Origin of the sequence: Lysobacter brunescens (assembly GCF_042677005.1) — a bacterium.
GTDB lineage: Bacteria > Pseudomonadota > Gammaproteobacteria > Xanthomonadales > Xanthomonadaceae > Lysobacter_I > Lysobacter_I brunescens.
In genome coordinates this window covers 13,766-35,866 of the sequence record NZ_JBHTIF010000001.1, presented here as the reverse complement: position 1 = coordinate 35,866, position 22,101 = coordinate 13,766, and the positions used below count along the sequence as shown (strand labels likewise).

The 22,101-nt window shown below is 68.7% G+C and carries 22 protein-coding genes; 11 read left to right on the top strand and 11 right to left on the bottom strand.

Annotated elements, in window-relative coordinates; translation table 11 throughout:
* The first annotated feature begins 98 nt into the window (after window positions 1-98).
* Window positions 99-2,822: a preprotein translocase subunit SecA gene (gene secA / locus ACFQ0E_RS00155; protein WP_386821666.1), complete on the top strand. Its 2,724-nt coding sequence runs from the start codon at window positions 99-101 to the stop codon at window positions 2,820-2,822.
* Between the two features lie 53 nt (window positions 2,823-2,875).
* Entirely contained in the window at window positions 2,876-3,847 is a 972-nt protein-coding gene (locus tag ACFQ0E_RS00150) for a Nudix family hydrolase (RefSeq protein WP_386821664.1), read from the top strand.
* A gap of 192 nt (window positions 3,848-4,039) precedes the next feature.
* On the opposite strand, the gene ACFQ0E_RS00145 is transcribed toward ACFQ0E_RS00150, so the two are convergent.
* Complete coding sequence (locus ACFQ0E_RS00145) at window positions 4,040-6,043, bottom strand: S9 family peptidase (RefSeq protein ID WP_386821663.1); 2,004 nt, start codon at window positions 6,041-6,043, stop codon at window positions 4,040-4,042.
* A gap of 161 nt (window positions 6,044-6,204) precedes the next feature.
* Between ACFQ0E_RS00145 and ACFQ0E_RS00140 the strand changes: the two genes are divergently transcribed.
* Entirely contained in the window at window positions 6,205-7,335 is a 1,131-nt protein-coding gene (locus tag ACFQ0E_RS00140; RefSeq protein ID WP_386821661.1) for a dipeptidase, read from the top strand.
* Window positions 7,336-7,542: 207 nt separating this feature from the next.
* On the opposite strand, the gene dnaG is transcribed toward ACFQ0E_RS00140, so the two are convergent.
* From dnaG to rpsU, 6 genes are all read right to left on the bottom strand, one after another.
* Complete coding sequence (dnaG, locus tag ACFQ0E_RS00135; protein WP_386821660.1) at window positions 7,543-9,270, bottom strand: DNA primase; 1,728 nt, start codon at window positions 9,268-9,270, stop codon at window positions 7,543-7,545.
* Between the two features lies 1 nt (window position 9,271).
* On the bottom strand, window positions 9,272-9,583 hold the full coding sequence (locus ACFQ0E_RS00130) for a type II toxin-antitoxin system RelE/ParE family toxin (protein WP_386821658.1): 312 nt from the start codon (window positions 9,581-9,583) through the stop codon (window positions 9,272-9,274).
* 11 nt (window positions 9,584-9,594) lie between these two features.
* On the bottom strand, window positions 9,595-9,867 hold the full coding sequence (locus tag ACFQ0E_RS00125; protein WP_386821656.1) for a type II toxin-antitoxin system Phd/YefM family antitoxin: 273 nt from the start codon (window positions 9,865-9,867) through the stop codon (window positions 9,595-9,597).
* A 48-nt stretch (window positions 9,868-9,915) separates the two neighbouring features.
* Entirely contained in the window at window positions 9,916-10,413 is a 498-nt protein-coding gene (locus tag ACFQ0E_RS00120) for a GNAT family N-acetyltransferase (protein WP_386821654.1), read from the bottom strand.
* Window positions 10,414-10,436: 23 nt separating this feature from the next.
* The gene (locus ACFQ0E_RS00115) at window positions 10,437-10,883 is read right to left on the bottom strand and encodes a GatB/YqeY domain-containing protein (RefSeq protein ID WP_386821653.1); all 447 of its coding nucleotides are present in this window, start codon (window positions 10,881-10,883) and stop codon (window positions 10,437-10,439) included.
* Between the two features lie 233 nt (window positions 10,884-11,116).
* On the bottom strand, window positions 11,117-11,332 hold the full coding sequence (gene rpsU, locus ACFQ0E_RS00110) for a 30S ribosomal protein S21 (RefSeq protein ID WP_137850099.1): 216 nt from the start codon (window positions 11,330-11,332) through the stop codon (window positions 11,117-11,119).
* A gap of 188 nt (window positions 11,333-11,520) precedes the next feature.
* Here rpsU and tsaD point away from each other — a divergent pair, with 188 nt between their 5' ends.
* The 4 genes from tsaD (at window position 11,521) to ACFQ0E_RS00090 (ending at window position 14,662) form a co-directional block, all read left to right on the top strand.
* Entirely contained in the window at window positions 11,521-12,567 is a 1,047-nt protein-coding gene (gene tsaD / locus ACFQ0E_RS00105) for a tRNA (adenosine(37)-N6)-threonylcarbamoyltransferase complex transferase subunit TsaD (RefSeq protein ID WP_386821651.1), read from the top strand.
* Complete coding sequence (gene folB / locus ACFQ0E_RS00100) at window positions 12,560-12,913, top strand: dihydroneopterin aldolase (protein ID WP_386821650.1); 354 nt, start codon at window positions 12,560-12,562, stop codon at window positions 12,911-12,913. The genes tsaD and folB overlap by 8 nt, the downstream gene beginning before the upstream one ends.
* A gap of 313 nt (window positions 12,914-13,226) precedes the next feature.
* Window positions 13,227-13,754, top strand: coding sequence for a 2-amino-4-hydroxy-6-hydroxymethyldihydropteridine diphosphokinase (gene folK / locus ACFQ0E_RS00095; RefSeq protein WP_386821649.1), 528 nt, complete (start codon window positions 13,227-13,229; stop codon window positions 13,752-13,754).
* Window positions 13,755-13,828: 74 nt separating this feature from the next.
* The gene (locus ACFQ0E_RS00090; RefSeq protein WP_386821647.1) at window positions 13,829-14,662 is read left to right on the top strand and encodes a DUF6159 family protein; all 834 of its coding nucleotides are present in this window, start codon (window positions 13,829-13,831) and stop codon (window positions 14,660-14,662) included.
* A gap of 27 nt (window positions 14,663-14,689) precedes the next feature.
* Here ACFQ0E_RS00090 and ACFQ0E_RS00085 read toward each other — a convergent pair whose 3' ends face one another.
* Window positions 14,690-15,451 carry a pteridine reductase gene (locus ACFQ0E_RS00085; protein WP_386821645.1) on the bottom strand — a complete coding sequence of 254 codons (762 nt, stop codon included), beginning with the start codon at window positions 15,449-15,451 and terminating at the stop codon, window positions 14,690-14,692.
* Window positions 15,452-15,573: 122 nt separating this feature from the next.
* On the opposite strand from ACFQ0E_RS00085, the gene ACFQ0E_RS00080 reads away from it, so the two are divergent.
* The 4 genes from ACFQ0E_RS00080 (at window position 15,574) to ACFQ0E_RS00065 (ending at window position 18,125) form a co-directional block, all read left to right on the top strand.
* Entirely contained in the window at window positions 15,574-15,738 is a 165-nt protein-coding gene (locus ACFQ0E_RS00080; RefSeq protein ID WP_386821643.1) for a hypothetical protein, read from the top strand.
* Between the two features lie 64 nt (window positions 15,739-15,802).
* Window positions 15,803-16,987, top strand: a complete 1,185-nt coding sequence (locus tag ACFQ0E_RS00075) for a class I SAM-dependent methyltransferase (protein WP_386821641.1) — start codon at window positions 15,803-15,805, stop codon at window positions 16,985-16,987.
* 56 nt (window positions 16,988-17,043) lie between these two features.
* Complete coding sequence (locus ACFQ0E_RS00070) at window positions 17,044-17,391, top strand: VanZ family protein (RefSeq protein WP_386823976.1); 348 nt, start codon at window positions 17,044-17,046, stop codon at window positions 17,389-17,391.
* Window positions 17,388-18,125 carry a hypothetical protein gene (locus ACFQ0E_RS00065; protein ID WP_386821640.1) on the top strand — a complete coding sequence of 246 codons (738 nt, stop codon included), beginning with the start codon at window positions 17,388-17,390 and terminating at the stop codon, window positions 18,123-18,125. Before ACFQ0E_RS00070 ends, ACFQ0E_RS00065 begins: the two co-directional genes overlap by 4 nt.
* A 7-nt stretch (window positions 18,126-18,132) precedes the next feature.
* On the opposite strand, the gene ACFQ0E_RS00060 is transcribed toward ACFQ0E_RS00065, so the two are convergent.
* From ACFQ0E_RS00060 to ACFQ0E_RS00050, 3 genes are all read right to left on the bottom strand, one after another.
* Window positions 18,133-19,368: a multifunctional CCA addition/repair protein gene (locus ACFQ0E_RS00060; RefSeq protein ID WP_386821638.1), complete on the bottom strand. Its 1,236-nt coding sequence runs from the start codon at window positions 19,366-19,368 to the stop codon at window positions 18,133-18,135.
* Between the two features lie 141 nt (window positions 19,369-19,509).
* On the bottom strand, window positions 19,510-19,887 hold the full coding sequence (locus tag ACFQ0E_RS00055; RefSeq protein WP_137850088.1) for a PH domain-containing protein: 378 nt from the start codon (window positions 19,885-19,887) through the stop codon (window positions 19,510-19,512).
* 31 nt (window positions 19,888-19,918) lie between these two features.
* Complete coding sequence (locus ACFQ0E_RS00050; protein WP_386821636.1) at window positions 19,919-22,057, bottom strand: lytic transglycosylase domain-containing protein; 2,139 nt, start codon at window positions 22,055-22,057, stop codon at window positions 19,919-19,921.
* Between the last annotated feature and the right edge of the window lie 44 nt (window positions 22,058-22,101).

The window sequence follows — 22,101 nt, the reverse complement described above, 5'->3', positions numbered from 1 at the left end:
AATGGAACGTTGCAGGGCGCTCTGCGCCCTTTTTTATTGCCGTGGATGGCCGTTCCCGACGGTCCTCGCGGCCCAACCAGCCCGGACCCTTTCCGCCCATGCTCAATCGCCTGTTGACCAGCATCTTCGGTAGCCGCAACGATCGCCTGATCAAGCAGCTCAGCGGCATCGTCAAGAAGATCAACGCACTCGAACCGCAGATGGAGGCGCTGTCCGACGCCGACCTGCAGGCGAAGACGCCCGAGTTCAAGCAGCGCATCGCCAAGGGCGAATCGCTCGACAAGATCCTCCCCGAGGCCTTCGCGGTCTGCCGCGAGGCGTCGAAGCGCGTGCTGGGCATGCGCCACTACGATGTGCAGCTGATCGGCGGCATGGTCCTGCACCTGGGCAAGATCGCCGAAATGCGCACCGGCGAAGGCAAGACCCTCGTCGGTACGCTGCCGACCTACCTCAACGCGCTGGAAGGCAAGGGCGTCCACGTCATCACCGTGAACGACTACCTCGCCCGCCGCGACTCGGCTTGGATGGGCCGCCTGTACAACTGGCTCGGCCTCAGCGTCGGCGTCGTGTACCCGGGCATGCCGCATTCCGACAAGGCCGCCGCCTACGGTTCGGACATCACTTACGGCACCAACAACGAATTCGGCTTCGACTACCTGCGCGACAACATGGCGCTGGCGAAGGAAGACCGCCACCAGCGCGGCCTGCATTACGCGATCGTCGACGAAGTGGACTCGATCCTGATCGACGAAGCGCGCACGCCGCTGATCATCTCCGGCCGCGCCGACGAATCGCCTGAGCTGTACGTCAAGGTCAACCGCATCGTCCCGCAGCTCAAGCGACAGGACGTGGAAGACGGCGTCGGCGACTACTGGGTCGACGAGAAGAGCAAGCAGGTGCACCTGTCCGAAGCCGGCCAGGAGCACGCCGAGGAGCTGCTGCGCCGCGCCGGCATCCTCGAAGGCGAGGACACCCTCTACGCCGCGCACAACATCCACGTGGTCCACCACCTCAACGCCGCGATGCGCGCGCACGCGCTGTTCCAGCGCGATGTCGACTACATCGTGCGCGATGGCGAAGTGGTCATCGTCGACGAATTCACCGGCCGTACCCTGCCGGGTCGCCGCTGGTCCGACGGCCTGCACCAGGCGGTCGAAGCGAAGGAAGGCGTGCCGGTCCAGCACGAGAACCAGACGCTGGCCAGCATCACCTTCCAGAACCTGTTCCGCATGTACGGCAAGCTCGCCGGCATGACCGGCACGGCGGATACCGAAGCCTTCGAATTCCAGAGCATCTACGGCCTGGAAGTGGTGGTGATCCCGACCCATCGCCCGATGGTGCGCAAGGACCATCCGGACGCGGTATTCCTCAACAAGGCCGGCAAGTACCGCGCGGTGCTTGGCGAGATCAAGGAGTGCAACGCCAAGGGCCAGCCGGTGCTGGTCGGCACGACCTCGATCGAAGTGTCGGAAATGCTGTCCGAGCAGCTCAAGGCCGCCGGTGTCGCCCACGAGGTGCTCAACGCCAAGCAGCACGAGCGCGAAGCGCACATCGTTGCCCAGGCCGGTCGCCCGGGCGCGGTGACCATCGCCACCAACATGGCCGGCCGCGGTACCGACATCGTGCTCGGCGGCTCGCTGGAAGCCGAACTGCAGGCCCGCGAGGCCGAGGCCGGCGCGGAGCTCAACGACATCGAGCGCCAGCGCATCAAGAACGAATGGCAGCAGCGCCACGATGCGGTCAAGGCCAGCGGCGGCCTGCACATCATCGGCACCGAACGCCACGAGTCGCGCCGCATCGACAACCAGCTGCGCGGTCGTTCCGGCCGCCAGGGCGACCCGGGGTCGTCGCGCTTCTACCTGTCGCTCGAAGACAACCTGATGCGCATCTTCGCCGCCGACTGGGTGCAGCGCATGATGGCGCGCATGGGCCTGAAGGAAGACGACATCATCGAAAGCCCGCTGGTGACCAAGCAGATCGCCGGCGCGCAGCGCAAGGTCGAAGCCCACAACTTCGACATCCGCAAGAACCTGCTCGATTTCGACGACGTCAACAACGACCAGCGCAAGGTCATCTACCGCCAGCGCGACGAGCTGCTCGAAGCCGACAGCGTCAAGGACAACGTCGACGGCATCCGCAACGACGTGGTCGCCGACATGGTCGACCGGTTCGTGCCGCCGAATTCGATCGACGACCAGTGGGATCTGCCGGGCCTGCAGGCCGAGCTGGCCGCCGAGTTCAACCTGCAGCTGCCGCTGGTCGAGCATGTCCGCTCGCAGAGCGAAATCGATGCCGAGGGCATCGCGCGCTACGTGCAGGCCGAGGTCGAGAACCTGTTCACGACCAAGGAAGCCTCGATCGGCGCCGAGAACATGCGCATGCTCGAAAAGCACCTGATGCTGACCGTGCTCGACCAGAGCTGGAAGGAGCATCTCGGCCGCATGGACTACCTGCGCCAGGGCATCCACCTGCGCGGCTACGCGCAGAAGCAGCCGAAGCAGGAGTACAAGAAGGAAGCGTTCGAACTGTTCAGCGAGATGCTGGAGAAGGTCAAGCGCGAAGTGATCTCGCTGCTGGCCCGCGTGCGCATCCGCAGCGAGGAAGAGATCGCCCAGGCCGAGGCTGCCGAGCGCGCCCGTGCGCAGGCGCTCGCCCGCCAGATGGAGTTCCAGCATCCGGACATCGGTGGCTTCGGCGCCGACGAGGAAGCCGCCACGCCGGATTACCAGCACCCCGAGCAGTTCGCGGGCGTCGGTCGCAACGATCCGTGCCCCTGCGGCAGCGGCAAGAAGTTCAAGCATTGCCACGGCCAGTTGGTCTGACGCGGGAGCCGTGACGCGGGGCCGCTGAATTCGCCAGTCGCGCAGAGGAAGCGATGACCGAATCCCGAGCCGGGGCTTCTTCCGGACCCAGCATCCACGTCGTCGCGGGCGTCATCACCGACGCCCGCGACCGCATCCTGCTGGCGCGACGCACCGAAGGCCGCGACCTCGCGGGCCTCTGGGAATTCCCGGGCGGCAAGGTCGATCCCGGCGAGACGCCCGAGCAGGCGCTGGTACGCGAACTCCGTGAGGAACTGGGCATCGAGGCCCGCGTCGGCGAGCGGGTGATCGTGGTGCCGCAGCAGTATCCCCACAAACGGCTGCGCCTCGACGTGCGCCGCATCGCCGCGTGGAGCGGCACCGTGAAGGGACTCGATGGCCAGGCGCTCGCCTGGGTGCCGCCGCATCGGCTGGCGAGCTATGCGATGCCCGATGCCGACCGCCCGGTCGTCGCCGCGCTGCGCGATCCGTCGCTGTACCTCATCACCCCCGAACCCGAGGACGACGTGTCCTGGCTCGATGGCCTGCGCGCCGCCTGCGATGCCGGCATCGCGCGCGTGCAGCTGCGCGCGCCGATGCTGTCGATCGTCGATCCCGCGCACTGGTCGTTGCTGGTCGAGCGCGCCGTGGCCATCGCCCGCGAGGTCGACGCCGACGTGCTGGTCAACGGTGACCTCGCCCTGGCCGAGCGGCATGGCATCGGCCTGCACCTGCGCGCTGCGCAGCTGGCGGAATTGACGACGCGTCCCGACGTGCCGGGCCGCGTGATTGCCTCCTGTCACACCCTCGACGAACTCGTGCGTGCGCAGGCCTGCGGCTGCGATGCCGCCGTGCTCGGCCCGGTGCTGCCGACCGCATCGCATCCCGGGCAGGCCGGCATCGGCTGGGACGCCTTCGCGCGCCTGCGCGAGCAGGTCGCGCTGCCGATCTATGCCATCGGCGGACTCGTGGCCCGGGATGTCGAGGTCGCGCGTGCCCAGGGCGCGCAGGGTGTCGCCGCGATCCGGGGGTTGTGGCCGCGCTGAGCGTTGCTGAAGGGATTCTCACACATGCTCGGGGCTTTCCCGCCCTGTCCTGCAAACGCAGTCGTCATCCTCGCGCAAGCGAGGACCCAGGCTTGATCGTGATTGATGGTTGGGTCCTCGCTTGCGCGAGGATGACGTTGATGTATCGCCGAATCGCCCGGGCTGCTCATCGCAAAGCCCGGGCGAAGCGGTTCACTTCTTCTCGTCCAATAGGTTCTCCTGCCAGAACAACACGCTCGCCGCACCGAAGTAATCGTTGTTGCTCTTCTTGCGGAAGCCGTGGCCTTCGTCGTTGAACAGCAGGTACCAGACCGGCTGGCCGTTGGCGCGCACCGCCTTCACGATCTGCTCGGCTTCGGTCCATGGCACGCGCGGGTCGTTCTTGCCCTGGGCGACGAACAGCTTGGCCTTGATGCGATCGGCGTGGTTCAGCGGCGAGATGCGTTCGAAGATCTCGGCCATCTTCGGGTCGCGCTCGTCGCCGTATTCCACCCGGCGCAGGTCGCGGCGATAGCTTTCGGTGTTCTTGAGGAAAGTGCCGAAGTGCGAGATGCCGACCACGTCGATGCCTGCGCGGATGCGGTCGCTGTAGTGCATCAGCGAGGCCAGCACCATGTAGCCGCCGTAGCTGCCGCCGACCACGCCGACGCGCGAGCTGTCGAGTTCCGGCTGCTTCGCGATCCAGTCGAGCAGTGCGCCGATGTCCTTGACCGAATCCTCGCGCTTCTCGGCGTTGTCGAGCGAAAGATAGGTCTTGCCGTAGCCGGAGGAGCCGCGCACGTTCGGTACCAGCATCGCCACGCCCAGCTCGTTGGCCATGAACTGCGCGGTCGGGTTGAAGGTCGGCAGCGACTGCGCTTCCGGGCCGCCGTGGATGTTGATGACCACCGGCAGCCTGCGGCCCGCAGGCACGTTCGCCGGGCGGTAGTAGAACGCGGGAATGGTGCGGCGGCTCTTGCCCTGATTGCCGCCGTTCACGTGATCGAAGGTCGGATAGCGGATCAGCGTCGGCGCGACGAACTTCGATGCGTCCAGACCGCCGACTTCGCTTTGCGTCCAGCGCGCCAGGCGTGCGTCGCGCAGGTCGATCACGTACACGTCGCTGGGCGAGGTCGCGCTGTTGATGCTCAGCGCCAGACGGTGGCCGTCCGGCGAGAACACGCCGGCGCCGAACACGCCGACCGGCAGAGCCGGCAGGGGAATCTCGCGGTGCGACGGCAACGCCAGCACGCGCAGGCGGCTGATCCCGTCCTCATTGGTGGCGTAGGCGAGGTGGCGACGGTCTTCCGACAGGCTGAAGCCGGTGACGTCCCACGGAATCGTGCCGCTGAGCACCGTGATCTTGCCGGTGGCCGCGTCGTGATGGCGCAGGGTCTGGAACTCCTGCGGCTTGCCGTCCACGGGTTCGTCCGACACGTAGTACGCGGACTTGCCGTCGGGCCCGTAGGCGAAATCGCCGAACGCCGCCTTGCCGCCTTCGACCGGGAACATGGTCAGCGCGCCGGTTGCCAGATCGACCTTGCCCGGATACGACTCCGCTGCGGAGACGCCTTTCATCACCAGCAGGGTCTTGCCATCGGGCGAGAAGTCGCGCGCGCTCCAGCTGCCGCCGGCGGTGACCACGGGCCGCGACTGGCCGGTGGCCATGTCGCGCAGCCAGATATCGGTGTCGGTGCCGTTGCGTGCGGTACTGCGATAGGCCAGCCACTTGCCGTCCGGCGAGAACAGCGGGCCGGTGTTCTGGGTGCGCTTGCCGTCGGTGAGCAGACTGACTTCGCGGCTGCCGCCGTCGAACCAGTACAACTGCGAGAACTCGTCGCCGCCCTTGTCTTTCGAGAAGACGAAGCCGTCGCGCGACCCGGCGGCCGGCATCGGCGCCACCGCACCGATCGGCTCGGGATAGAAAGTCAGCTGCTCGCGCATGCCCAGCGGCTGGCAGACCCGGTGGACCTGGTTGGTTTCGGCGAAGCGCGTGCCGACCAGCAGGCAGCCGTCCTTCGTCCAGCCGGCCACGCCGGCGCCGCGCGTGTTCTGGTAGCGGTTGAGGCGTTCGACCAGCTCGGCGGGAATCGCCGGGATGTTCTCGCTGATGCGGTTGCCGACTTCCTGGCGCTCGACGGCAGGCGCCTGCGCATGCGCAGGCAGGGCGCTGGCGATGACCAGCAGGGCGGTGGCGATGCTTGTGCGGCGCAGCATGATCTGGATCCCGGAGAGGAAAACCTCCGGAGCATACCCCTGTCGTACCGCATGCCGGGAGCCCGGCGGCCGTGCCCGGCTTGGCGGATTGCCGCAGGCTGCCCGTCCGCAGGCACCACGCTACACTCGAGGCGTATCGACGATGCGGGAGGAAGACAGGGATGCGACGTCGTGGATTCATCGCCGCGCTTGGCGGCCTGGCGCTCGGCGCTGCATGGCCGCGCTTCGCTTCGGCGCGCATGCAAGCGCGCGACATCGTCGCGATCGACGGTGCCGGCGGCACGAACCTGTTCTGGTTCGATGCCGACGATCCGGCGAACGCGCGAGCGATCCGGGATGAACTCGACGCCATCCGCGCCTCCGGCCTGACGGCGGTGGTGCTGACCTTGTCGCCATCCGGGCGTTTCTGGATGGACGATGCCGCGTTCGATAAGACGAAGCGGGCATTCGAGACGTGGGAAGGCATCGTGTCTCGTCATCCCGATCACTTGACCCTCATCCGGACCGCCGACGATCTCGAACGCGCGCGCCGCGAGCGCAAGCTCGGTCTGATCCACACCTTCCAGGGCGCCGAGCCGCTGGGCGAGGACATCGAACGCATCCCGATGTTCCGCGAACGCGGCCTGCGCGTGCTGCAGCTCACGCACAACCGCCGCAATCTCGTCGGCGACGGTTGCATGGAACCGGGCAACGCCGGACTGAGCAATTTCGGTCGCGAGGTCGTGAAGCGACTCAATGCCGAGCGCATCGTGGTCGACCTGGCGCACGGCTCGCCGCGCACGATGACCGAAGGCGTCGCCGCGTCGCGCGCGCCGATGCTGATCAGCCACACCGGCTGCCGTGCGCTGGCGGACCTGCCGCGCAATGCCGACGATGCCACGTTGCGCGCGATGGCCGACAAGGGCGGCGTCGCCGGCATCATCTTCTGGCCCTACCTCCGCACCGACACCCAGCCGATGGCCGAGGACGTGGTTCGCCACATCGAGCACGCGGTGAACATTTGCGGCGAGGACCACGTCGGCATCGGCACCGACACGGGCGTCGCGCCGATCGCGCGCACGCCCGAATTCGAGAAAGACAATCGCGAATGGGTTGCGGGTGCGGTCGACGACGGCGTGTTCGATCGCGGGCGTCCGGCGGACCTCTACACCTTCATTCCCGACCTCAACACGGCGAACCGCTTCGATCGTCTCGCCACGCTGCTGTCGAAACGCGGGCATTCCGATGCGCGCATCGCGAAGATCCTCGGCGGCAACTTCGCGCGGGTGATGCGCGAGGTCTGGGGCGCCTGACGCTCGGGGCGACGATGGTCGACAGGCGAGGGGGCGGCGTCGCGATGTGCGCGCTGTCGTTCCCATGGTGCGAGTTGGCCTTCCGTGGTTGCCTGGCCCTGATGGCGCGTCGTCCGCAACGCCGCCACCCCTCCCGTCGTGCAGCCAGTATCGCGAACCCCCATCTCACGGACTGCGACCCCCGCGCGGAGGTGCGATCGAAGAGCGTCAGCGGCCCGTCGCGATGACGCGCAGCAGTTCGCGCAGCTCGACCTTGTCCTGGTCGTCCAGGCCCTGTTCGCGCTGCTTCGCCTGCAGGGCTTCGATGCGCTGCTGCAGCGTCTGTCGTTCCAGCTGCTGGGCGACGTCGAGGAATTCGTCGCGCCACTTGGCTTCTTCGCCGGGCATGTCCTGCGCGGCGAGTTTCTGCAGGTGGCCGAATTCCTCGCGGCCCTCGAAATGTTCGAGCAGCGCGCCGGTGGTGATGTCGGGGCGTTCGCGCACCAGCGCGATGAGTTCGGCCAGCAGCGGGATGCCGGGCTGGCGCAGCGCGCCGAAGGTCCAGGGCGACTGCAGTTCCAGCGCCAGCGACGGTCGCTGCAGCAGCAGCGCGATCGCGCTGCGCACCAGGCTGCGCTTCTGCGTGGGCTGCACCTGCGGGCGCGTGCGCGCGGATGGTTTCGAAGCCTGTGCCGCAGCATTCGCGCCGACGCCGGTCAGTTCGGTGAGTCGCTGTCGCATCAGGTCGCCGAAGGCGCCATCGGGAATCTGCGCGAGCAGCGGTTTTGCACGCTCGGCCATGCGCGCCTTGCCATCGAGCGTGCCCAGATTCACGTCCTTCGCCAGTTCGTCGAAGAAGAACTGCGACAGCGGCACCGCAGACTGCAGGCGCGCGTCGAAACCTTCGCGGCCTTCGCTGCGCACCAGCGTGTCGGGGTCCTCGCCTTCGGGCAGGAACAGGAAGAACGCCTGGCGGCCGTCCTTCATGCGTGGCAGCACGGATTCCATCGCCTTGGTCGCGGCGCCGCGACCGGCGCGATCGCCGTCGAAGCAGAAGTACACGTCGGGCGCGTTGCGGAACAGCAGTTCGGCGTGTTCGGGCGTGGTCGCGGTGCCCAGCGTCGCGACCGCCTGCGCGATGCCGTGCTGGAACAGCGCGATCACGTCCATGTAGCCTTCGACCACGATCAGCCGTTCGATCTTCTGGTTCGCCTGGCGCACCTGCCACAGCCCGTACAGCTCGCGTCCCTTGTGGAACAGTGCGGTCTCGGGTGAGTTGAGGTACTTGGGTCCGTCGTCCTTCTCCAATACCCGACCGCCAAACGCGATCGTGCGCCCGCGCCGGTCGTGGATCGGGAACATCACCCGGTCACGGAACTTGTCGTAGACGTGGCCGCGATCGTTCTTCGAGAACAGGCCGACCCGTTCGAGGAGCTTCATCCGGCGTTCGTCGGTGCCCAGCGCATCCTTCAGCGCCGAATAGCCGTCCGGCGCATAGCCCAGGCCGAACTGCGCGCGGATCTCCGCGCCCACACCGCGCCGCTCGAAATACGCCAGCGCCTTCGGGCTCGCCGCGAGCTGGCGCTGGAAGAACTTGTTCGCCGCCTCCAGCGCCGCGTACTGGTCGACGCTGTCGGGATTGGCGTTGCGCTGCTGGGTATCGCGGGGAATTTCCATGCCCGCGCGCTTGGCCAGCTCGTCGACCGCGTCGAGGAATTCGAGCCGGTCGTAGTTCATCAGGAAGCTGATCGCGGTGCCGTGCGCGCCACAGCCGAAGCAGTGGTAGAACTGCTTGGTCGGCGACACCGTGAACGACGGCGAGCGCTCGTCGTGGAACGGGCACCGCGCCGAATACTCGCGTCCCTGCCGCTTCAGCGGCACGCGTGACCCGATCAGCTCGACGATGTCCGTGCGAGCCAGCAGGTCGTCGATGAAGGCGTCGGGGATGCGGGCCATGTCAGGGTCGGGTCAGCCGTTCCAGCAGCAGCGAATCGAGATCGCGCCTGGCATCCAGAACCGCGATGACCACGGTGCGCGCACCATCGTCCCGGTACACGATACGCCACGGGCGCTCGATCAGCTCGCGATACTGGTGCACGCCGATGTCGCGCAATTCGGGAACGACACGCCCGCGTGGCGCCAGAATGTCGAGTCCCGCCGCACGCGCCTGCAGACGATCGAGCACCTCAAGCGCGGCGGCCGGGTGCTCGGCGGCGATATGGTCGATGATGGCCTCGAGGTCGGACAACGCGGTCTGCGTCCACAGCACCGGGCGCGATGTCATGTGCGCTCGGCGATCCGGGCGCGAAGGGCGTCGAAGGCCTCTGCCTGTGGTGTCAGGCGTCCGTCGCGCAGATCCGCTTCGCCCTGGGCCATCAGCTTGAGCATCAGCAGCGCCTGCTGCTGGCGCTGGTAGCTTTCGAAACTCTGCACGACCGCGCTCGCCCGCCCGTTCTGGGTGAGCACCACCGATTCGGAGGCGTCCTGCAGACGCTTGAGCCACTGGCTGGCGTCTGCCTTGAAGTCGCTGAGGCTGATGATCGGGTCGCTCATGCGATTCCTCCGGACTGAATTCGGTCCGAGTATAGCAAGGCCAGTTGGTCAGGCGTCCTTCGACGCCAGCGCTGCCAATGCGTCTCCGGCGACCCGCTGCACGGTCCATTCGTCCATGCCCACCGCGCCTAGGCTGCGGTAGAAATCGATGGCGGGCTGGTTCCAGTCCAGCACCGACCATTCGAAGCGGCCGCAGTCACGTTCCACCGCGAGCTTCGCCAGCCGCACCATCAGCTTCTTGCCCAGCCCGAGGCCGCGGAAGGCCGGGCGCACGAACAGGTCTTCCAGGTACAGGCCGGGCTTGCCGACGAAGGTCGAGAAGTTGTGGAAGAACAGCGCGAAGCCGGCGGCCTGGCCGTCGACTTCGGCGATGAGCACTTCCGCGCGGGGCGTGGCGCCGAACAGCTGCGCGGCGAGGCCGGCTTCGTCGGCGATGGCCTCGTGCACGAGTTTCTCGTATTCGGCCAGCTCGCGGATGAAGGCGAGGATCTGGCCGACGTCCTCGCGGACGGCGGGGCGGATGAGGATGGCGGGCGTGGTGGTCATCGCGGTGATGTCCGGTGTCGGGATCAGCCGGCGAGGCGCTGCTTGATCAGTTTCGAGACCTCGCCCATGTCGGCCTGGCCGGCCAGGCGCGGCTTGAGCACGCCCATCAGCTTGCCCATGTCGGCCGGACCCGATGCGCCGGTCTCGGCCACGGCAGCTTCGATCGCGGCCTTGATCTCGTCCTCGCCCATCTTCGCCGGCAGGTACTGCGCGATGATCGCCATTTCCGCGCGTTCGATGACGGACAGATCCTCGCGGCCGGCCTTGTCGAACTGCTCGATCGAGTCCTTGCGCTGCTTGACCATCTTCTCCAGCACGGCCAGCACGCGGGCGTCGTCCATCTCGACGCGCTCGTCGACTTCCTTCTGCTTGATGGCGGCGTTGATCAGGCGGATGGTGGCCAGGCGATCCTTCTCGCCGGCCTTCATCGCGGTCTTCATGTCGTCGGTGAGGCGCTGCTTGAGGCTCATGGTGTCGCTCCGTGTTGCGCGGTCCGCGCCGGGCGGCCGCAGGGGATCAATTCGGGGAAGAGTGTCGGCAAGGTGTTTCGAATGCCGGGAAAGACAAAAAGCCGGCTGCGCGTGGCGCGGCCGGCTTCCGGATTCGCTCGGACGCGGCAGGAGCCGCGCGGGAATCGGGTCTGCGTCGTCAGGCGTTCCGGGTCAGGACTGCTGAACCGAACCGTCCGATCGGACGGTGTCGATCAGAACAGGCGCTGACGCTTGGTCACGTCGCGCGAGCTGCGACGGGCCTGGCGCTTCACAGCCGCAGCCGCCTTGCGCTTGCGCTCCTGGGTCGGCTTTTCGTAGAACTCGCGCTTGCGGACTTCGGCGAGGACGCCGGCTTTCTCGCAGGTGCGCTTGAAGCGACGCAGGGCAAACTCAAAGGGCTCGTTTTCGCGGACTTTGACGCTGGGCATAGGAGTCTCGAAGTTGGGATTCCGGCCGAAGGGCCGGGCTGATGCGACTGGATCGCACACGACCGGGCCCGGCAGACCGGGCGAGCCGCGCATGATAGCGGCGACCATGGCTCCGGCGCAAGTTCGCAGGGGCAGTTCCGGGCGCCGGGCGCGGTAAACTGCGGCCCCGCTTCGAAAATCCCCCTTCCGTGAAAGTCCTCGGCATCGAATCCAGCTGCGACGAAACCGGCGTCGCCGTCTACGACACCGCCCTGCCGGGCGCGGCCGGCCTGCGGGCGCATGCGGTCTACAGCCAGATCGCCCTGCACGCCGAATACGGCGGGGTGGTGCCCGAGCTGGCCAGCCGCGACCACGTGCGCAAGCTGCTGCCGCTGATCCGCCAGACCCTGGCCGAGGCCGACCTGACCACGCGCGACCTCGACGGCGTGGCCTACACCGCCGGGCCCGGGCTGGTCGGAGCGCTGCTGGTCGGCGCGGGCGTGGCGCGATCGCTGGCCTGGGCGCTGGACCTGCCGGCGGTGGGCGTGCACCACATGGAAGGCCACCTGCTGGCGCCGCTGATGGAGGATGACCCTCCGCAGGCCCCGTTCGTCGCCCTGCTGGTCTCCGGCGGGCACAGCCAGCTGGTCGCGGTGGATGCCATCGGCCGCTACCGGCTGCTCGGCGACACCCTGGACGACGCCGCCGGCGAGGCCTTCGACAAGTCAGCCAAGCTGATGGGCCTGCCGTATCCCGGTGGCCCGCAGCTGGCGGCGCTGGCCCAGACCGGCACGCCGGGCCGGTTCAAGTTCCCGAGGCCGATGACCGACCGGCCCGGGCTGGATTTCAGCTTCAGCGGCCTCAAGACCCAGGTGCTTCTGGCCTGGCGCGATTCCGACCAGAGCGACTCGACCCGCGCCGACATTGCGCGCAGCTTTGAGGACGCAGTGGTCGACACCCTGGCGATCAAATGCGAACGCGCGCTCGACGCCACCGGCTCGAAGGTGCTGGTGGTCGCGGGCGGCGTCGGCGCGAACACCCGCTTGCGCGAGAAGCTCCGGGCGATGGCGGCGAAGCGCGGCGGCCGGGTCTGCTTCCCGCGTCCCGAACTGTGCACCGACAACGGCGCGATGATCGCCTTCGCGGGTGCCCTGCGCCTCGAAGCCGGCGAGCGCGCCGGGCCGTCGGTGTTCGTCACGCCGCGCTGGGATATGGCAACCTTGCCCGCCGTCGAAACCGGAGTCACCCATGGATAAGGTCTTCATCGAAGCCCTCGAGATCGAGGCGCTGATTGGCATCTACGACTGGGAGCGCCGCATCCGCCAGCCGCTGTGGTTCGACATCGAGATGGCCTTCGACAACCGCAGGCCGGCGGCCAGCGACGACATCGTCGACACGCTGGACTACAAGGCGGTGAGCAAGCGCCTGATCGAATACGTCTCGCAATCCTCGTTCGGCCTGGTCGAGACGCTGGCCGAGCGTTGCGCGGAGATCATCCTGGCCGAATTCGCGGTGTCCCACGTGCGCCTGAAGCTGAGCAAGCCCGGCGCGGTGCGCGGCGCGCGCGCGGTGGGCGTGATCATCGAGCGCAGTCGCGCCTGAGATGACGACATGGAAGTGGAATCGTCGCGACAAAGTCGTCGCGTTCTGTCGGGCGTCGGGCATCGCGATTCCGCAGAACTTCGATATCGCACAGCAGACCTTCCGTTACGTGCTCGTCGACTGCACGGGCTCTCCGCCTGTCTTGCATCCGCGTTCGTCGTACCTCCGGAAGGCTGTCGTCGCGTTGGTGGCGACGGACCCGGGGCGCTGGCGGATCTTCGACTTCAAGGCCATGCGCGAGCTGGCGCTGGACGCCTCCTCGACAGGGCTGCGTCGGCTGCGTGGCATCGATCTGCGAACAGGGTGGCATGACGTGTCGAAAACTTCGAGCAAGGCGCTCTTGAGCCTCGGCAGCAACATCGATGCCGAGCGCAACCTCCGTTCCGCGTTCGCGGCGCTGCGCGAACGCTTCGGCGACGTGGCGATGTCGATGGTCTACCGGTTCCCGGCGGTCGGGTTCGACGGGCCGGACTTCCTCAACGCGGGGGCGGTGGTCGAGAGCGACCTGGACCCGTTCGCGCTGAACGACTGGCTGCACGCGCTGGAGGATGCCCACGGCCGCGACCGCAGCGGGCCGCGCTTCGGCGACCGGCCGCTGGACATCGACATCGTGTTCTTCGACGACCTGGTGCTGTCCGGGCCGGGACATCTTCAACTGCCGCGCGACGAGCTGAAGCATGCCTTCGTGCTGCGACCGCTGGCCGAGATCGCGCCGGACTTCGTCGATCCGCGCAGCGGGCGCACGCTCACTGCGCTCTGGGCGGATTCGGCCGAGCGCGAGGTCGCCTGCGAGGCGGCGTTCGATCCCGTCCTGGTGCCGGTGCCCGACCGACACGGGTGACTTCCAGCGCTTGCCGGCGCCTGGTCGCAGGCGCAGGATGGCCCCGACCACAGTCGTCCGGGGAGGGCGCCGCGATGTTCGAGAAGTTTTCCCGCAGCTGGGACCTGGTGAAGGCCAGCGCATCGGTGCTGCGTTCCGACAAGGAACTGATGCTGTTCCCGATCCTGTCGTCGCTGGCGACGCTGCTGGTGCTGGCGACCTTCGCGCTGCCGGTGTTCATGCTGAAGCTGTTCGAGAACGGCTTCAACGTGGTCGGCGCGGTCGTCGGCTTCGCCTTCTACTTCTGCCAGTACACGGTCATCATCTTCTTCAACAGCGCGCTGGTCGGCGCGGCGACGATCCGCCTCGAAGGCGGCGACCCGACCGTCTCCGACGGCCTGCGCATCGCCCGCTCGCGCCTGCCCGCGATCCTGGGCTATGCGGCGATCGCCGCGACGGTCGGCCTGATCCTGCAGTCGCTCAAGAACCGCGACAACAACATCATCGTCCGTCTGATCGGCAGCGGCCTGGGCGCGGCGTGGACGCTGGCGACCTTCCTGGTCGTGCCGGTGCTGGTCAACCGCGAGATCGGTCCGATCGATGCGCTGAAGGAAAGCATCGCGCTGCTGAAGAAGACCTGGGGCGAGAACGCCATCGGCAACGTCGGCATCGGTGCCGCGTTCGGGTTGATCTTCGTGCTGGTGATGCTGGTTGGCATCGTGCTCTCGATCGCCGCCTGGCAGGCCGCACCGGCCGCAGGCATCACGGTGGCGGTGGTCGTGGTGATCGCGCTGCTGGTGCTGGGCGTCACCCAGGCCGCGCTGAGCGGCATCTATTCGGCCGCGCTGTACCGCTACGCCGTGTCGAACGAAACCCCGGCCGCCTTCCAGGGCATGGCGCTGGAACAGGCGTTCTCGCCCAAGCGCTGATCGAAGCCCGGGTGTTCCGCGCCGGGCTCAGCTCGGCAGCAGGCGTCCGCCGTCCACCGGCAGCACGTGGCCGGTGGTGTAGCCGGCGCCCTGCACCAGCCAGAGCACGGCTTCGGCGATGTCGTGCTCGCTGCCGACGCGCGCCAGCGGGGTGCGTGCGAGCATCGCAGCCTTGGCCGCCTCCGGCTTGCCTTCTTCCGGCCACAGGATCGCGCCCGGCGCGATCGCGTTCACCCGCACGTCCGGGGCCAGCTCCAGCGCCAGCGCGCGCGTGCCGGCGACCAGCGCCGCCTTGCTCATGCAGTACACGGCGTGGTCGCGCAGCGGGCGCTCGGCGTAGAGATCGACCAGGTTGACGATGGCGCCGCGCGTGGTGCGCAGGTGGGGGGCAGCGGCCTGGGCCAGCAGCAGCGGCGCGCGGGCGTTGGTCGCGAACTGGGTGTCCCAGTCGGCGACGGTGATCGTGCCCAGCGGCGTGGGCGAGAACGCCGAGGCGTTGTTGACCAGCACGTCCAGCCGGCCGAAGCGCGCCACGGTGGCGTCGACGAGGTCGGGCAGCGCGTCGGCGTCGGCGAGTTCGGCCTGCAGGCTGAGTACGCTGCCGGGGCGGATGGCGTCGAGTTCGGCGGCCAGCGCCTGCATCGCCGTGGCGGAGTCGCGATAGTGCAGGGCGAGGTCGTGGCCGGCTGCGTGCAGGCGTCGGGCGATGGCGGCGCCGAGGCGGCGCGCGGCGCCGGTGACCAGGGCGACGGGGCGGGTGTCGGAAACGGAGGTGCCGGGCGAGGTCATGCAGGGGTCCGGTATGCGGTGCGGACGCCATTTGACCATAGTCAACGACGGTCGCCCGGGGCCGGCGCAGGCTGGCGGCATCCATCGTCCCCCTCCTTCATCCCTCATCGCGGAGCCGCGCCATGCACCCCATCGTGTCCGAACTGTTCGCCAAGCCCGTCGGCTGGATGACCCTGGGCGGTCTGGGCTTCATCGTCTTCCTCGGCGGCTACCTGTGGTGGTTCGCGCGGCGCAGGATCCGCGAGGAAATGCGCCAGCAGACCGGGGCGCAGACGCCAAGGGACTGAGCCCGCACGATCCCGGCGGTACGGCCTCGCGGGTTATCCTGTGCCACCCCCACGGAGTGGCCGAATGCACCCCGACGACGAGCTCGATCCCGACGCACAGGCCCACAGCGGCAGACTCGCGGCCCTGATCCGGGAGCAGATCGCCGGCAACGGCGGCGCGCTGCCCTTCTGGCGTTTCATGGAGCTGGCGCTGTACGCGCCGGGACTGGGTTACTACAGTGCCGGCGCGACCAAGCTCGGCCCCGGCGGCGATTTCGTCACCGCGCCGGAACTCGGGCCGCTGTTCGCCGAATGCGTGGCCGATGCGCTGTCCCCGCCGCTGCGCACGCTGGGCGCAGACGCGACGTTCATGGAGATCGGTGGCGGCACCGGTGCCTTCGCCGAAGCCGCGATCGCCCGCCTGGTGGCCACCGGCGCGATGCCGGCGCGCTACGCCATCCTCGAACCCAGCGCCGACCTGCGCGAACGCCAGCGCGAACGCCTGCGCGCGTCGCTGCCGGCCGATGTCTTCGCGCGCGTCGAATGGCCGCAGACACCGATCAACACGCCCTGGAACGGCGTCGTGTTCGCCAACGAGGTGATCGACGCGCTGCCGACCTCGCGTTTCGCGGTGATCGACGGCGAAATCCACGAGGAGCATGTCGCGGTCGGCGAGGGCGGGCGCTTCGTGCGCATCGACCGTCCCGCCGATGCGCTGCTCTCGGCGGCCGTGCGCCATGTCGAGCGCCAGTGCGAGCATGCCTTCCCCGAAGGCTACCGCTCCGAACTGCTGCCGCAGCTGCCGTACTGGGTGCAGGCGGTGATCGGCGGCCTGCAGTCGGGGGCGATGCTGTTCGCCGATTACGGCTATCCGCGTCGCGAGTACTACGACCCGCGCCGCGTCGACGGCACCCTGCGTGCCTTCCATCGCCACCGCATGAGCGACGACGTGTTCGCGCGCGTCGGCCTGCAGGATCTGACCGTATCGGTGGACTTCACCGCGCTGGCCGAAGCCGGCACCGGCGCCGGCTTCGAGTTCGATGGCTACTGCTCGCAGGCCAGTTTCCTGCTCGGCAACGGCCTGGACCAGCGCCTGGCCGACCATGAAGCGCGCTGCGCGGATGAGATCGCCCGCCACGCGCTGCGCCAGCAGGCGAAGAAGCTGACCCTGCCGGGCGAGATGGGCGAGCGTTTCCAGCTCATCGGCTTCTCGCGCGATGTCAGCCTGGCCCACGCCTTTCTCGTCGGCGACCTGAGTTTCCGCCTGTGACCGGCTATCGTTTCGGGCGTTCGCTGAAACCCTTTCGTCGGCCGCTGCTGTGGTCGATGCTCTGGTGCGCCGCCGTGGCTGCGGTGGTGGTGCTGTCGCTGACGCCGGTGCCGGATCTCGGCGAGCTGCCCGAACACAGCGACAAGCTCGAGCATTTCCTGGCCTATGCGCTGCTCGCCGCCGGTGCGGTGCAGCTGTATCCGCGCTGGCGTTCGCTGGTGGTCGTAGGCATGGCCCTGGTGTTCATGGGCATCGGCCTGGAGTACGCGCAGGGCGCGCTGACCACGACGCGGATGATGGATCGCGCCGACGCGCTGGCGAACACGCTCGGCGTGATCGCGGGGCTCGCGATCCAGCTGACGCCCCTGCGCGACGCCCTGCTTCGCTTCGACACGCGGGAATGAGCGAAGAGCGTCCGCGTCGGCAGGTGCGCACGACCTCGCTGCAGGTCTGGCGCATCGTGCTGGTCGCGGCCTGCCTGCTGCTCGCCTGCATCCTCGGGCTCGCCGAGACCCGTGCCGCCACGCGCGAGGGCGCGGACGCCGTGCCGGATGCACGGACCTGCCTGCGCATCGACCGGACAGACGCCAACGCCGATGGCGAGCGTTTCCATCGCATCGAGAACACCTGCGACCACGGCGTGGTGGTCTTCTACTGCATCCTCGCCGGCGCCGAGTTCGATCCGCGCTGGGGCGTCGGCGATTGCCGGTCGTCGCGGGTGCAGGTGCTCGCCGCGTTCGACCAGCGCCTGAAAGCGCTGGACCTGCATGTGCTCGCCGCGCCGAAGTCGGTGAAGCTCGCGACGAAGAGCAGCCGCAACTGGCTGGAGAACTACCGCCTGTTCGGCGTCGGTGAAGGCCGGCAAAGCATCGATGAGACTGAAGTGCTGGCCGACATCGGCCGCGCGCCTGCGGCGCTGTACACGCTGCGCCCGGGACGGGCATTCATCTCGGGCAGCCTGTCGTCCGCGACCGACATTCCCCGTGCGATCCTCGTGCCCTCGGCGTGTCGCATCGAGACCTACCTCGCTGGCAAGTGCAAGCCGGACCCGGTGAAGGCCTGGGTCGCGCTCGGCCAGCCGTCGATGGTGGATGTCGCGATCGCGGCGATGCGCGCGCACGGCGTGCGCGTGGAGTGAGTCGCGCTCAGCTCGCTTCGGCGGGCTTGCGCGCCCGGCCGATCGCTTCACCGCGCGCGCGGCGCAGGGCTTCGCCGACGGCGGGGCCGTCCATGCCCGGGCGCATCACGTCGGCACCCCGCACCGTCATCGCGGCGGCGTGCAGGCGCACCAGTTCCGGACCCTGCGGATAGTCCGATTCGGCCATGCCGCCGCGACCGCGCTTGTCGGCTTCGCAGGCCAGCGCGATCTGGGCGATGCGCTGCGGCTGTCGGAAACCGTCGCAGCGTGCGATCAGGTCGTGGACGCTGATGTTGCGCAGCTCCATCAGGCGATGCACGTTGATGTGCTCGCGGCAGACCGCGACCGCGAGGTTGCGGTGGTCGACCGGGATGCGCAGGCGCTCGCACAGCGCGAGCAGCGGTTCGACGCCGCGTTCCTCGTGGTGGATGTGCTTGGGCAGCACGTCCGGCGGGGTCAGGGCCTTGCCGAGGTCGTGGGTGAGCGCGGCGAAGCCGATCAGGTCGTCGCCCGGCGCAAGCTGCGCGGCCATGTCGCAGACCATCTCGATGTGGACGCCGGTGTCGACTTCCGGGTGGTATTCGGCGCGCTGCGGCACGCCGTACAGCGCGTCCACTTCCGGCAGCACGACCGCGAGCGCGCCGCAGTCGCGCAGGGTGCGCAGGAATGCGGACGGACGCGGCGTGCGCAGGGCGCCGGCCAGTTCCTTCCAGACGCGTTCGGCGGTCAGTTCGCCCAGCTCGCCGTCGGCGACCATCGTGCGCATCAGCGCCATCGTTTCGGGGGCGACGCTGAAGCCCAGCGCGGCGAAGCGGGCCATGAATCGCGCAGCGCGCAGCACCCGCAGCGGATCCTCGACGAAGGCCGGGCCGACATGGCGCAGCACGCGATCCTGCAGGTCGCGCGCGCCGTGGTACGGGTCGACCAGGGTGCCGTCCGGGGTCCGGGCGATGGCATTGATGGTGAAGTCGCGGCGGACCAGGTCGTCCTCCAGCGTGACCTCGGGCGACGCGTGGACGACGAATCCGCGATGGCCACGCGCGGATTTGCGCTCGGTGCGCGCCAGCGCGTATTCCTCGCCCGTCTCCGGATGCAGGAACACGGGGAAATCCTTGCCCACGGTCTGGAAGCCGGCGGCGAGCATGGATTCGGGCGTTTCGCCGACGACCACGTAGTCGCGGTCGCCGCAGGGCAGGCCGAGCAGGGCGTCGCGCACCGCGCCGCCGACGAGATAGGTCTTCATGCGTCGATTGTAGAGCGGAGCTTGCTCCGCTCGATGTTTCCGGAGGGAAAGGGTGCCGGGGAAAAGCGACGGCGCAAGCTCCGCGCGATGGTCCCCGGACAAGGCGTGAGCGGAGCAAGCTCCGCTCTACAGGGGGGCGGGTTATTTCGGCGCGTGCTGCGCCATCAGCGCCACGATCTGCTGGGCGCCGGAGTTGCGGCCCAGGTGCAGCTCGATCGGCGCGGGCTGGCCGGACAGCCAGATGCGCAGTTCCGACTCCAGGTCGAAATGCCCGGCGGTTTCCAGCGAGAACATGGTGATCGCGCGGTAGGGAATGCTGCGGTATTCGGTTTTCTTCGCGGTCACGCCCTGCTTGTTGACCAGGATCAGGCGGCGGTCGGTGAAGACGATCAGGTCGCGGATCAGCGCGAACGCGCGCTGCAGGGTCTCGCCCGGCGCCAGCAGCGGTGCGAATTCCTCGTGCAGGTCGTCGATCTTCTTTTCGCCGGCGTGGCCGAGCAGTGCGTCGAGCAGGCCCATCGTTGGTGTCCTCGGTGTGGAGTGCAGCGGATCAGCGTTCGGAGTTCGGCTTCCCGCGCGTGCGGGTCGGTGTCGGTTTGGCGGCCGGTTTCGCGGCTGGCCCGGGTTGCGCGGCCGGCGCCTCCGGCAGGTCCGGTGGCAGCGGGCAGGTGAAGGGCTTGCGGGTGTCGACCATGCGCCCCGCCAGACGGTCGGTGATCGGCATCGCGTTGCGGTTCAGGCGCCAGTCGTAGATCACGCTGAAGGCGAGGATGCGCGCCACGTAGTCGCGGGTTTCCTTGTAGCTGATCGTCTCGATCCAGAAATCCGCGTCCATGCCCGGGCGCTGCGACTGCCAGCGTGCGACCGGTGCGGGGCCGGCGTTGTAGGCGGCGATGGCGACGTAGGTCTGGCCGTACTTGTCTTCCAGCTCGCGCAGGTAGGCGGTGCCGAGCTGGATGTTGAAGTCCGATTCGTACAGGCTGTCGCCGCCGCGCCAGGGCAGGCCCAGCCGCTTGGCGACGCCGGCGCCGGTGCTGGGCAGCACCTGCATGAGGCCGCGCGCGTCGGCATGCGAGCGCGCCTTCGGGTTGAACACGCTTTCGGCGCGGATCTCCGCAGCGACCCAGGTCGGGTCGATGCCGTGCTTCGCCGCCTCGCGACGGATCGTGTCGTCGTGGTGGAGCGGGAAGCGCAGGTGGTACAGGCGCAGTTCGTCCGGATACGACTTGCCGCCGACGTTGACCAGGCCGAACACGCCGCGGTCGAACCAGCCGTTGTCCTGGGCGATCTCGACTGCGTGGATGCGTTGCTGCGGCCTGAAGCGCGCCAGCGCCTCGTTCCATTCGCGTTCGGCCCAGGCGCCGCGTTCGATGCGGTACAGCTGCATCGCGCGCTGCATCGCCGGATCGCGCGCCACCGCCGACTTCGCGGTGAAGTCCGCCTTCGGTTCGATCGGGCACAGCGCGTAGGGCGCGCCGATGCGGTCGGCGGCGAGGAAGCCGTGGAACTCCGGCTTGGTCGCCGCGTCGGCATAGAGGATGCGTGCGTTGGTCTTGTCGCCGTCGATCTCCAGCAGGCGCGCTTCGAAATAGCGCCAGCGCGAATCGCGACGCTGCTTGTCGCCCATCCTGCGGATCGCGGCGAGGGCTGCCTTCCAGTCCGAACGCGCCATGGCTTCGCGCACCCGCCACTCGTGGAGCTTCTCGTCGTAGGCCACGTCGGGCACGGCGTTCAGTCGCCAGGCCGAATCCGCTTCGTACGAGGCCACGGTCCACAGCGCCGCCTGGTAGAGCGCGCGACCGCGCTCGGCGTCGTTGAGGCCCAGGGCTTCGGTGAACTTCGGCAGTTGCGTGTCGACCGAGCGCGGCGAGGCCTTGGCCTGTTTCGCGAGGCCGTGCGAGGCGATCAGCCGGCTGCGCGCGGTCTTCGGCCAGGCCAGGGCACGGTCGTGCGGTGCATCGATGAAGGCGGCGTAGTCGTTGGCCAGCGCGAACTCCTCGGCGGGCAGGCCGCGCGCCGCCGCGCGCATCACCGCGGGCTGCCATTCGGCGGCGGCCTTCTCGATCCGCTCCCAGCGCAGCGCCGGGGGCAGGCCGCCACGCGAGGCCAGCACGGCCATCGGCGCGTCGCATTCGTTCGGCAGGGCCTTGCCGCTGCCGCGCCACAGGGCCTGCGCATCGGCGGTCCAGTCGGCATCGGTCTGGCCGAGGGCCTGTCGCGCGTTCAGGTTCGCGCAGCGCAGGGCGGCGGATTTCACCGTCGGTGCCCAGGTGGCGCGGAAGGTCGGCCAGTCCTCGCGGCGGGCCAGGGCCGCCAGCCACTGCTCGCGGAAGGTCTCGCCCACGGCGTCGCCGCGATGGCGCTGCAGGAAGTCTTCGGCGACCGAGGTGGGCAGGGTGTCGATGCGGCGGCGCAGGCTCGCGTATTCGACCCAGCCGGCCAGCGGATGCGTGGCGGCCAGCGGGGCATCGTCGGGCGTGCCGCGTTCGGCGGCTTCGATGGCGGCGCGTGCGCTGGCGAGTTCGGCGGCGCTACCGATCAGGATCGGGGTGCTGGCAGGGCCGGGCAGGGCGCGGCCGGGTGTGCCATTGCGCGGGCCGGCGTCGGCCTGCTGGCGGGGTGTGGCGGTCGGCGTGGCGAACAGCGCCGCGCCCAGGGCCGCACCAGCGGCAAGAAGGGGGAGTTTCATGGGCGGACTATAGCGAAGGCCGCCCGTGAGGTCAGTCACGGAAT

What these genes read in the sequence shown, in the direction of transcription:
- dnaG (WP_386821660.1), bottom strand. Translation starts at nt 9,270, where the DNA reads ATGGCCCGCATCCCCGACGCCTTCATCGACGACCTGCTGGCTCGCACG.
- ACFQ0E_RS00150 (WP_386821664.1), top strand. Translation starts at nt 2,876, where the DNA reads ATGACCGAATCCCGAGCCGGGGCTTCTTCCGGACCCAGCATCCACGTC.
- ACFQ0E_RS00125 (WP_386821656.1), bottom strand. Translation starts at nt 9,867, where the DNA reads ATGAGCGACCCGATCATCAGCCTCAGCGACTTCAAGGCAGACGCCAGC.
- ACFQ0E_RS00115 (WP_386821653.1), bottom strand. Translation starts at nt 10,883, where the DNA reads ATGAGCCTCAAGCAGCGCCTCACCGACGACATGAAGACCGCGATGAAG.
- ACFQ0E_RS00080 (WP_386821643.1), top strand. Translation starts at nt 15,574, where the DNA reads ATGCACCCCATCGTGTCCGAACTGTTCGCCAAGCCCGTCGGCTGGATG.
- ACFQ0E_RS00065 (WP_386821640.1), top strand. Translation starts at nt 17,388, where the DNA reads ATGAGCGAAGAGCGTCCGCGTCGGCAGGTGCGCACGACCTCGCTGCAG.
- secA (WP_386821666.1), top strand. Translation starts at nt 99, where the DNA reads ATGCTCAATCGCCTGTTGACCAGCATCTTCGGTAGCCGCAACGATCGC.
- folB (WP_386821650.1), top strand. Translation starts at nt 12,560, where the DNA reads ATGGATAAGGTCTTCATCGAAGCCCTCGAGATCGAGGCGCTGATTGGC.
- ACFQ0E_RS00060 (WP_386821638.1), bottom strand. Translation starts at nt 19,368, where the DNA reads ATGAAGACCTATCTCGTCGGCGGCGCGGTGCGCGACGCCCTGCTCGGC.
- ACFQ0E_RS00055 (WP_137850088.1), bottom strand. Translation starts at nt 19,887, where the DNA reads ATGGGCCTGCTCGACGCACTGCTCGGCCACGCCGGCGAAAAGAAGATC.
- ACFQ0E_RS00120 (WP_386821654.1), bottom strand. Translation starts at nt 10,413, where the DNA reads ATGACCACCACGCCCGCCATCCTCATCCGCCCCGCCGTCCGCGAGGAC.
- ACFQ0E_RS00145 (WP_386821663.1), bottom strand. Translation starts at nt 6,043, where the DNA reads ATGCTGCGCCGCACAAGCATCGCCACCGCCCTGCTGGTCATCGCCAGC.
- ACFQ0E_RS00075 (WP_386821641.1), top strand. Translation starts at nt 15,803, where the DNA reads ATGCACCCCGACGACGAGCTCGATCCCGACGCACAGGCCCACAGCGGC.
- ACFQ0E_RS00070 (WP_386823976.1), top strand. Translation starts at nt 17,044, where the DNA reads ATGCTCTGGTGCGCCGCCGTGGCTGCGGTGGTGGTGCTGTCGCTGACG.
- ACFQ0E_RS00050 (WP_386821636.1), bottom strand. Translation starts at nt 22,057, where the DNA reads ATGAAACTCCCCCTTCTTGCCGCTGGTGCGGCCCTGGGCGCGGCGCTG.
- ACFQ0E_RS00085 (WP_386821645.1), bottom strand. Translation starts at nt 15,451, where the DNA reads ATGACCTCGCCCGGCACCTCCGTTTCCGACACCCGCCCCGTCGCCCTG.
- ACFQ0E_RS00140 (WP_386821661.1), top strand. Translation starts at nt 6,205, where the DNA reads ATGCGACGTCGTGGATTCATCGCCGCGCTTGGCGGCCTGGCGCTCGGC.
- rpsU (WP_137850099.1), bottom strand. Translation starts at nt 11,332, where the DNA reads ATGCCCAGCGTCAAAGTCCGCGAAAACGAGCCCTTTGAGTTTGCCCTG.
- ACFQ0E_RS00090 (WP_386821647.1), top strand. Translation starts at nt 13,829, where the DNA reads ATGTTCGAGAAGTTTTCCCGCAGCTGGGACCTGGTGAAGGCCAGCGCA.